Source organism: Pontibacter burrus, from assembly GCF_010686685.1.
GTDB classification, from domain to species: Bacteria; Bacteroidota; Bacteroidia; order Cytophagales; family Hymenobacteraceae; genus Pontibacter; species Pontibacter burrus.
Genome location: NZ_JAAGWD010000002.1, coordinates 625,297 through 633,440, shown reverse-complemented (window position 1 = coordinate 633,440; position 8,144 = coordinate 625,297). Strand labels below are relative to the sequence as shown.

Annotated in this window: 9 protein-coding genes; 8 read left to right on the top strand and 1 reads right to left on the bottom strand. The window is 44.8% G+C overall.

Annotated elements, in window-relative coordinates:
* The 5 genes from GXP69_RS07405 to GXP69_RS07385 form a co-directional block, all read left to right on the top strand.
* Positions 1-777, top strand: a 777-nt coding sequence (locus GXP69_RS07405; protein ID WP_163913924.1) for a hypothetical protein, incomplete at its 5' end; no start/stop codon positions are given.
* A gap of 110 nt (positions 778-887) precedes the next feature.
* Positions 888-1,145: a hypothetical protein gene (locus GXP69_RS07400; protein WP_163913922.1), complete on the top strand. Its 258-nt coding sequence runs from the start codon at positions 888-890 to the stop codon at positions 1,143-1,145.
* Between the two features lie 227 nt (positions 1,146-1,372).
* Positions 1,373-2,122 (top strand): arylamine N-acetyltransferase family protein, encoded by a 750-nt coding sequence (locus GXP69_RS07395; protein WP_163913920.1) that lies wholly within the window; start codon positions 1,373-1,375, stop codon positions 2,120-2,122.
* Positions 2,123-2,498: 376 nt separating this feature from the next.
* Positions 2,499-3,014 (top strand): YsnF/AvaK domain-containing protein, encoded by a 516-nt coding sequence (locus tag GXP69_RS07390; RefSeq protein WP_163913918.1) that lies wholly within the window; start codon positions 2,499-2,501, stop codon positions 3,012-3,014.
* Between the two features lie 53 nt (positions 3,015-3,067).
* Positions 3,068-3,910 (top strand): YsnF/AvaK domain-containing protein, encoded by an 843-nt coding sequence (locus GXP69_RS07385; protein WP_163913916.1) that lies wholly within the window; start codon positions 3,068-3,070, stop codon positions 3,908-3,910.
* Positions 3,911-3,979: 69 nt separating this feature from the next.
* Here GXP69_RS07385 and GXP69_RS07380 read toward each other — a convergent pair whose 3' ends face one another.
* Positions 3,980-5,656, bottom strand: a complete 1,677-nt coding sequence (locus GXP69_RS07380) for an ABC transporter substrate-binding protein (protein ID WP_163913914.1) — start codon at positions 5,654-5,656, stop codon at positions 3,980-3,982.
* An 81-nt stretch (positions 5,657-5,737) separates the two neighbouring features.
* On the opposite strand from GXP69_RS07380, the gene GXP69_RS07375 reads away from it, so the two are divergent.
* The 3 genes from GXP69_RS07375 to GXP69_RS07365 are packed head-to-tail and all read left to right on the top strand — an operon-like array spanning position 5,738 to position 8,135.
* Complete coding sequence (locus tag GXP69_RS07375; RefSeq protein WP_163913912.1) at positions 5,738-6,418, top strand: metal-dependent hydrolase; 681 nt, start codon at positions 5,738-5,740, stop codon at positions 6,416-6,418.
* Between the two features lie 7 nt (positions 6,419-6,425).
* The gene (locus GXP69_RS07370; protein WP_163913910.1) at positions 6,426-7,208 is read left to right on the top strand and encodes a ParA family protein; all 783 of its coding nucleotides are present in this window, start codon (positions 6,426-6,428) and stop codon (positions 7,206-7,208) included.
* Between the two features lie 12 nt (positions 7,209-7,220).
* Positions 7,221-8,135, top strand: coding sequence for a ParB/RepB/Spo0J family partition protein (locus tag GXP69_RS07365; protein ID WP_163913908.1), 915 nt, complete (start codon positions 7,221-7,223; stop codon positions 8,133-8,135).
* Positions 8,136-8,144: the final 9 nt, after the last annotated feature.

The window sequence follows — 8,144 nt, the reverse complement described above, 5'->3', positions numbered from 1 at the left end:
TCCCTGAATAAAAAAGAAATTAAGATCAGCAGTCACTACAAAAAAGGAAAAACAAGCACGGATAACTACGCCCATAAACCACCAAGGCCAGCAGGCAAGCCTTGGCGCTTTCTGGCCTTGTTCGTTAGCATGAAAATGAACTATAAATTAAATATGAAAACAATCTTTCAAGCCATTTTTATTGCTGTTGCCTTGAGCTCATGCAATGCTGACGTAAAAACAGAAACTCTTAGTAATAGTATTAATCAAACGGCAGTTGCGAATTCAGACGCTCAATCTGCCCACTTCGCTCTGACAACGGGAGAAAGCGAGTCCACGCAACAAAAGAGTAGCAGCCTGATAGGCAAAACCAGTACTGATATAGAAAGCATGGGTTGGTTTAATTGCGCTGGCACTGTAATCGATTCTGAAAAAAGCGAGATTAAGTACGTCGTCTCCCAACTTGCTAAATCACAAAAGGAATGTAGAAACGGCGAAGGTAAGATTCTGCTTGAAAGGTTTGTTAGGAGAACTGGGGACAAAGCTGTGTTTGAAGTCATAGATGAAATCAACATTCAGTCAAACCAACCTGAAAAAGAATACAGCTGGACAACCTGTGAAATAAAAGGGGCTGACGGTGAGCAATTTTATGTGATACATTTTAAACGCCAGCGGCAGGCTGAGCTCACGGAAATCTATGACTTGTGGACTGTAGACCTTATTGCTGGTAAGTTTGTGAAGGTGAAGAATTCCGAGCGTGTCACTTGCATTAATCCTGACTACTCTGATGGATTATAAATTCTTTTGCTAACCACACCTTAACCATAGCTTCGCCATAGCAAAGCCCAGACCGTTAAGAAGAAAAAAATATATAGAAAAATACCCTGAAGAATTCAATCTAAATCAAAGTGAAATTTAAAAGTGACCATAGTGGAGTATTCCTTTTCCTATCATTATCACTATTATTTATTATAAGTGGTGCTCTAATGATTATAAATGGTGCTGTTGCTTATGGAATCAATAGTAGAACCCTTATGCCTACTGGTTTTGGAGGACATTATTTGATATTAGGAGGATTAATTTTTTTGGTAGTAGCTTATTTTTCATTACCTCCATTTGGTAAAATAAGGCGATTTTTTGAAGAGAGAATGAAAAGAAAGAGATGAAAATGCTTGAAGATCACTAGTAAAGCATACAAAAGATACTAATCATTCATATATAAAAATGCAAAGCCCTTTCCTTGCAGAATTGAGCTTCGCGTTTTTATTGCTGGACCTATAGATGTATTTTAAAGTCAGTTCGTTTATAACAGTTCTGCCGCAGCAAAACCCAATATGTTGACGTGTAACCCGGTTATACCAAGCTCAACCCATATTATTCTCGAAGATTTAAAATGGACGTACAGTTATATCTTGATAGGATTGGTTACAAAGGCCCGGTTTCAGTTAGCAAAGAGGTGCTATTTGAACTGCAGGCAGCCCATTTGCTGAGTGTTCCTTTCGAGAACCTGGATATCCATTACAACAATGAGATAAAGTTAGACATCGCATCAATCTATAAAAAGGTAGTTATTAACCGCAGAGGTGGCTTCTGCTATGAGCTGAACGGGTTGTTCTACCATCTGCTCAAGGAAATTGGGTTTGATGTCCAGATGATCTCTGGGAGGGTTTATTCTAAAGATGGAAATTACGGAGCTGAATATGACCACCTCGCCCTAATAGCCCATGTGGATGGCAGGAAATACCTGGTTGATGTCGGCTTTGGAAAGTTTTCTTTTAAACCACTGGAGATAACGTTTGGAGTGGATCTGAAGGATGAATATGGTGTATTCCGGTTTGAAAAGGCACATGATAATTACCTGACCATTAACCTCCTTGAAGGCAGCAAGCTGGTTCCACAATATCTGTTTGATACAAAAGCAAGGGAATTCTCTGAATTTGAGGGCATGTGTAAGTTTCACCAAACAAGCAGCGAATCTCATTTTACAGGCAAGAAGGTAATTTCGATAGCTACCCAAAATGGACGTAAAACGCTGAACAATAACCAGCTCAAAATTACCGACGGCAAAACCGAAAGCGTACTAAACTTTGAGGAGACTGAATTTGAAGCCAAGCTCAAAGAATACTTTAAAATCAAAATTTAAAACCCAGCTCAATACTCTTGCATATTTGTGTTGCCAATACACATACTCAGGTACGCCACAATCCATTGCCTTCCACCAGAATACTTCAAAAAGCACGCATATCGGCACTATAGCGTAGGGCTGATGCACGCTAATAATTTAATGTCTTGGAGTAACCTATCAATTTTATTGAATTGCCTTTTATACCTGCTATAGTTCTGCTCACACAGATGGCACCTCTTTTCACTAAAATTATCTGTAGTTAATCGTCTTTTTCAGAATGCTCAATAGAGTGAATTAAATAACCCCACTACCCTTGGGGCGTAGAACAAAAGGGCTTTCAGGAATATTTAAAGCCTCGAAAAAAAGCTATTTAACTATATCATATTAAACAAATATGAGCAGCAAGAGCAAGAAAGTACAATTATCAGAGTTTGAGGAAAAGTTACAGGAAAGCGCACAGAACCCTGAAGCCTCCATACCACCGGCTACTGGTCCGGCCGGTACGTTTCAGGAAGAGACTGATGAAAGGGTGATTCCGGTAATTGAGGAGCAGGCACACGTAACGAAGCAGACAGTAGAGTCTGGCAGAGTGCGAATCTCAAAAAATGTGAGGGAAGACGAAGTGCTGATCGACATGCCTGTTGTGCACGAAGAAGTAGATGTACAACGCGTACCCATTGACCAGTATGTAGAACAGGCTCCCCCCGCAGTACGCTACGAGGGCGATAAAATGATTGTATCGGTGTTACGCGAAGAACTGGTTCTGGTAAAACGCATAAAACTGGTAGAGGAACTACACATCACCAACCGCCGCATTGAAGAGCATCGCACTGAGCCGGTAACGCTGCGAAGAGAAGAAATAAATGTAGAGCGAGCCCGTAACGAAAACCTAAACAGCCCACCTGCATGAAGCACTGCTACTAATCTTTCAATTAATGTTTAACTTAAATACATTATAAAACTATGGCACAAACAGTGATAGGAATTTTCGAAAAAGGTATAGACGCGCAAACTGCTGTGCAAAAGCTCGAAAGTAGTAGAATACCTTCAGATCATATAGATATTTCAAACCAGAGTACCAGCGATAAAGTAGCAGGAACTACCACACATCAGGATAAAGACAGGGTGAGCAGTTTCTTCGGTTCCCTGTTCGGTAGCGACAAAGAAGAAACCAGAAAATATTCTGATGTTGCCCGCAAAGGCTGGGTAGTTACAGTGCATGCAGACTCTAAACAGGAAGCAGAAGCAGCTGCCCGCACCCTGGACCAGTGTGGCGCAGTTGACGTGGATGAACGGGCTAATCAGTTCCGAAGCGGCACAACACCAACCGGCAACATAAACGAGAGAAGAGACTTTAACACCAACACCGATCAGTCTATTCCTGTTGTGGAAGAACGCATGAACGTTGGTAAACGCGATGTAGAAACAGGAGGTGTACGCTTAAGAAGCCGCATTATAGAGCGCCCGGTAGAGGAACATCTGCGCCTGCGCGAAGAACATGTAAACGTGCAGCGCAACCCTGTTAACCGACCTGCTACAGAACGCGACTTCCAGAATTTTAAGGAAGGCAGCATTGAGATGACAGAACACGCAGAGGTGCCTGTTGTAAACAAAGAAGCCCGTGTGGTAGAAGAAGTGCGCCTGAGCAAAGAACAGACCGTGCGCGATGAAACAGTACGCGGGACAGTTCGCAAGACTGATGTAAAGGTGGATAAGTTAAATCCAAAGAACAAAAACATCAGACCGGAAGATGATCCCAACTGGAATGATCCGAACAGAAATAATCCTTCAGGCAGAAACCTATAAGTAAACTATAGTTCAAAAAAAAGCCCCGACTGAAAGATCAGCCGGGGCTTTTTGTTTGTTACTGCTAAACTATAGTTTTCTTACCCGTTCCAGTTTCAGCATGTTCATGGGGTTAGGCTCCAGGCCTCTGATGTTATTCTGGGTCAGTCGAAGCACTTCGTCGTAGTATAAAACTATAACCGGGCATTCTTCTACCACTATCCTATCCATGGCCTGGTACATCTCCCATCGTTTCTGCACGTCACGTTCCAGTTTGGCCTGCTCGTATAGTTTATCGAATTCCTTGTTTACAAAGTGGGTTTTGTTTGGCCCGGCCGGCGAGAAGTTTTTGCTATAGAACAGCGCCAAGTAGTTTTCGGCATCCGGGTAATCGCCCAGCCACGATTTCATCCAGAACTCAGCACGGCCGTTGTCTACCATTTCCTGGTGCGCCGGCCCCTGATTAATATCAATTTCTACCTGCACCCCTACTTCTGCCCACTTTTTCTGCATGTATTCGGCCAGTTCTTTGTGCTCTGCCACGGTGCCCAGGCGCATTTTAAGGGGCTTCTGCAAACTATAGCCTGCTGCGGTAAGGAGCTCACGTGCTTTTTTAGGGTTGTAACTATAGCCCGGTACTTTCTCCTGGCTAAACGATGGCAACGAAGGCGGTACCATACCCGAGTGGCCCGGGATACCAATGTTGTTCCGGAAATAAGCGATCATTTCCTTTTTGTTGATGGCATAGTTCAGCGCCTGTCGTACACGTTTGTCCTGCACCGCCGGGTTAGGGTTCTTCACGTTGGCAGGGTCCAGCTGAAAACCGATGTATTCTGTGTTAAGATAAGGTTCTTTGCGCACAGTAAACTTGCCTTTAAAGTCGTCCTGCACGGTGCCATCATTATTCAGAATCAGGTCGCGGGAGCCTTCTCTAACACCAGATAAAAAGTCCAGTTTGCCTTGCATAAAGGTCAGGAACTCCGATTTGCGGTCGGTAATGAAAGAAATTTGCACGGCATCGAGGTAAGGCAACTGCTGGCCATTTTCGTCTTTTCTCCAGTAGTTCGGATTTTTGTGCATCACAATGGCGTTGCCTTCGTCCCACTGCTTAAATACAAATGGCCCTGTACCCACCGGGTTCGCTCTAAAGTCTTTGCCATACTTTGCTACGGCTTCCTGTGGCACTACAAAGGCGTACGGCATGGTCAGAATCTCTAGGAAAGCGATGAAAGGCTCGTTCAGGTAGATCTTAAAGGTAGTATCGTTTACTGCCAGAAAAGCAGTGTCAGCTATAGTTCCGTTCTTGTCTGTTAGCACTTTATCATTGAAGATCCAGGCGCCGGTGCTGGCTGTGGCAGGGTCAACTATACGCTTGAAACTATAGGCTACGTCCTGCGCGGTTACTTTGCGGCCTTTTCCTCCTTTAAAAACCTCGTGGTCGTGGAAATACACATCATTGCGGAGCGTGAAACTATAGGTTCTGCCATCTTCCGACACTTCCCATCTTTTGGCAATGCTGGGTCCTATTTTCAGTTCGTGGTCCAGCTCAACCAGCCCGTTGTACAATTGCGTGGTGGCCCAGATATTGGCCTGGTTACGGGCAAAAGCAGGGTCCAGCGACGATAAAGCTTCCGGCTGATTATACCTGAAAACGGTTTTGTCCGTTCCTTTACCTGAGCTGCTGTTGCAGGACTGGCACAGAAACAAAACGGTGGATAACAGGGCAAAAACGGTGGATAAATAAAGGCGCTTTGTTGTGATTTGCATCCGGTAAAGTGGTCAAAAAAATGTATCTTTGTGCAAGATAAAGATAACTTGCGTAGATAAGTAAGCACTAATCAGTAAATCATGGAAATAACATACTACGGACAGTCTTGCTTTTTAATTAAGATTGGCGATCACAGCATTTTATTCGACCCGTTCATTTCTCTGAACGAACTGGCGAAGGATATTGATGTAGACAGCATCAAGGCAGATTACATTTTACTGTCGCATGGCCACCAGGACCACGTGCACGATGCTGAGCGCATTGCCAAAAACAACGGCTCAACTATAGTTTCTACGTTCGAGATCACTACCTGGTACGGTGAGAAGGGAATCGAGAAAACACACCCGATGAACATAGGCGGTAAAGTTACATTGCCTTTCGGAACGGTAAAGATGGTTACGGCTGTGCATTCAAGCTCTTTGCCTGATGGCACATATGCTGGCGTAGCATCCGGGTTTGTGGTAGAAACAGAAGATAAAGCGTTCTATTTTGCCGGCGATACGGCTTTAACTTACGATATGAAGCTGATTCCGGAGCAGTTTGACCTGGATTTTGCTTTACTGCCGATCGGTGATAACTTTACAATGGATATACATGATGCTGTTATCGCCGCTGACTTTGTGCAGGTTGATACATTTATCGGTATGCATTACGACACGTTTCCATATATTGCCATAGACCACGAAGAGGTGAAGGAAGTAGCGCAGCTGGCTGGCAAAAAACTGATATTGATGGAAATAGGTCAAACTATAAACCTATAAGTATAGAATGGGAAAAATTATTGCGGTTGCCAATCAAAAAGGCGGCGTGGGCAAAACCACCACAGCCATAAACCTGGCGGCAAGCCTGGCAGCCTTAGAATATAAAACACTGCTGGTAGACGCTGACCCGCAGGCCAACGCCACTTCAGGTCTTGGCTTCGATCCGGCCAGCATCACCTCCAGCATTTACGAGTGCATGGTAGAGGATGTAAAAGTAGAAGACATCATCCTGACAGCGCCTAATATCGAGTATCTGGACCTGATCCCATCGCACATCGACCTGGTTGGTGCCGAGGTGGAGATGATCAACCTGGATAACCGCGAAGAGAAAATGCGCCATGTGCTTAACCCGCTACGCCAGAAGTACGATTTCATCATCATTGACTGCTCTCCGTCGCTGGGCCTGATCACGGTTAACTCCCTTACTGCTGCTGATTCGGTAGTGATTCCTGTGCAGTGCGAGTACTTTGCCTTGGAAGGTCTGGGCAAGCTGCTGAATACGATCAAAATCATTCAGTCGCGTCTGAACACGGAGCTGGCCATTGAGGGTATTCTGCTTACCATGTACGATGTGCGCCTGCGCCTGAGCAACCAGGTGGTGGAAGAAGTGAAGACACACTTCCAGCAAATGGTTTTTGATACGATCATTCCAAGAAACGTGAAGTTGAGTGAGTCGCCGAGCTTTGGTTTACCTGCTATCTTACACGACGCCGAAAGCAAGGGTGCTGTAAGTTACCTGAACCTGGCCCGTGAGATTGCAGAAAAAAACAGCGTGGCGCTGGAGAAATAACCTTATCCTTACATGTCTGACAACAAGAATAAAGCACCTAAACGCACAGGAGGCCTCGGCAGAGGCCTTGGCTCTCTTCTGGAGGGTAACAAGTACACAGGTAAAATTGATTCGAACACCATTAATGAAGTCAATACTATCGCAGATATAGCCATAGACCAGATCCAGACGAACCCATACCAGCCGCGTACTCATTTCGATCAGGGCGCACTGGAAGAATTGGCGGAGTCTATCAGAATACAGGGCATTATTCAGCCAATCACCGTTCGTCAGCTGGACCAGAATACCTACCAGCTAATATCGGGTGAGCGCCGTTACCAGGCTGCTAAAATGGCTGGCCTTACTACTATACCAGCGTACATTCGCAAGGCCGACGACCAGCAGATGCTGGAAATGGCCCTGATTGAGAACATTCAGCGCGAAAACCTGAATGCGATCGAGATTGCCCTCTCCTACCAGCGCCTGTTATCAGAATGTAATCTGAAGCAGGAAGAACTGGGTGACCGTGTGGGCAAAAAACGTACAACTGTTACCAACTACCTGCGTCTGCTTAAACTGCCACCAGATATCCAGATCGCCCTGCGCGATAACGTGATTTCGATGGGCCATGCGCGTGCTTTGATCAACATCGATACTATTGAGAACCAGCTGGAGGTTTTCAAGAAAGTAGTTGCTGAAGAGTTGTCGGTGCGTAAAGTGGAAGAACTGGTGCGCAATCTGCAGAATGCTAATAAAAAGCCGGATCCGCAGCAGAAACTGGTTTTCAACAAGTATGAAGAGGAAATCAAGCGGGTTGAGACCCGTTTGTCTTCGCAGTTCGGTACTAAGATTCAGGTAAAGGCTAACAACGATGGCAAAGGCGAAATTAAGATCCCGTTTGTATCAGTTGATGAGTTGAACCGTATCTTAGAAATACTTAACTACTAATAAACCACT

Coding starts and splice junctions, on each gene's coding strand:
- GXP69_RS07395 (WP_163913920.1), top strand. CDS start 1,373: ATGGACGTACAGTTATATCTTGATAGGATTGGTTACAAAGGCCCGGTT.
- GXP69_RS07390 (WP_163913918.1), top strand. CDS start 2,499: ATGAGCAGCAAGAGCAAGAAAGTACAATTATCAGAGTTTGAGGAAAAG.
- GXP69_RS07385 (WP_163913916.1), top strand. CDS start 3,068: ATGGCACAAACAGTGATAGGAATTTTCGAAAAAGGTATAGACGCGCAA.
- GXP69_RS07380 (WP_163913914.1), bottom strand. CDS start 5,656: ATGCAAATCACAACAAAGCGCCTTTATTTATCCACCGTTTTTGCCCTG.
- GXP69_RS07375 (WP_163913912.1), top strand. CDS start 5,738: ATGGAAATAACATACTACGGACAGTCTTGCTTTTTAATTAAGATTGGC.
- GXP69_RS07370 (WP_163913910.1), top strand. CDS start 6,426: ATGGGAAAAATTATTGCGGTTGCCAATCAAAAAGGCGGCGTGGGCAAA.
- GXP69_RS07365 (WP_163913908.1), top strand. CDS start 7,221: ATGTCTGACAACAAGAATAAAGCACCTAAACGCACAGGAGGCCTCGGC.